The organism is Mesorhizobium sp. M7A.F.Ca.ET.027.02.1.1, assembly GCF_004022985.1.
Lineage (GTDB): Bacteria > Pseudomonadota > Alphaproteobacteria > Rhizobiales > Rhizobiaceae > Mesorhizobium.
In genome coordinates this window covers 1-1,033 of sequence record NZ_RZOL01000804.1, presented here as the reverse complement: position 1 = coordinate 1,033, position 1,033 = coordinate 1, and the positions used below count along the sequence as shown (strand labels likewise).

Genomic DNA, 1,033 nt, shown 5'->3' with positions numbered 1-1,033 from the left:
GGTTGAATGCCGTGAAGGGCGGTGAGAGAAGCTTGCGGATCGAGGTCGATCGCCAACACGCGATGTCCGGTGAGCGCGAGATACTGCGCCAGATGCGCTGCAGTCGTTGTCTTGCCTGAGCCGCCCTTGAAATTGACGACAGCCAGGACCTGCAGTTTGTCGCCTGCTCGGCGACGTGGTTCACGCTCGAGAAACCTCCTGAGTTCGTTCATCTGCTCCGCAGTGTACGAACGGCGCCCCGTTGACGATGTGATCGGCTGCACGCCTTTGCCTTCCAAATGCAGCTTCTTCAGGTAGCTCTGGGACACCCCAATGTAATCTGCTACCTCCGCAAGAGAAAATTGCCGAAGCGTCTTATGGGCATTCGGCGGAAACTTTTCGATACGGAGCATGTCCAGCTTGCGTGAAATCTCGCTGCCTTGGTCGAGAATGGTGTCTGCAAAGCCGGTTTCTTCAACTTGAGCGGCTATGTTCATTGCCCGCTGGCCCTTCAGGAACGATATTTTCGGGTTTCCCCCCAAATTATCGTCACTATCGCCCGATTCTATGCGGCCCGGCAAGAAATATTGAGTTAACAAAAGGTTAACGGGAACGATCGGGCATCCCGCCCCACAACTTGCGAGCCGGAATCGAACTTACCCTATTGTTATCATTGACTGAAAAGCGGAAAAGTACGGCTGACAATTGGAATTCTCCACGAAGCCCATCAGCCACTTACATCAGCTCCCATCTTGGTCCGCAAAACCAACCGTCAAGGCAACCGTGTCGCGGCGGCAAAGCCGGCGTTAGCCCTCGGTCTGCGTTGCTGGCGGCGTGCGTATGCAGACCGGAGAACCGCAGGACTACGCGGCGACCTTTCGGGCGACCGCTGTATGCTGATGCGCCGTGCATGCGAGCATTGTATTGCGCTACTGCCAGAGCCGCTGGGTCGATGTCGGCTGCGTGGATAACAAGATCCCGTCTCTCGCAGGCTGAAGTGACCCCGCAACGTGAAACGGAGCGGCGGCCGTGGTCGGGGAGGGGAATGCGAGGG

The 1,033-nt window shown here is 57.1% G+C and carries 1 protein-coding gene; it reads right to left on the bottom strand.

What is annotated here, in order from left to right; translation table 11 throughout:
* The coding region (locus EN749_RS36275) for an AAA family ATPase (protein ID WP_128365023.1) at window positions 1–476 on the bottom strand (476 nt) is incomplete at its 3' end.
* Window positions 477–1,033 lie beyond the last annotated feature (557 nt).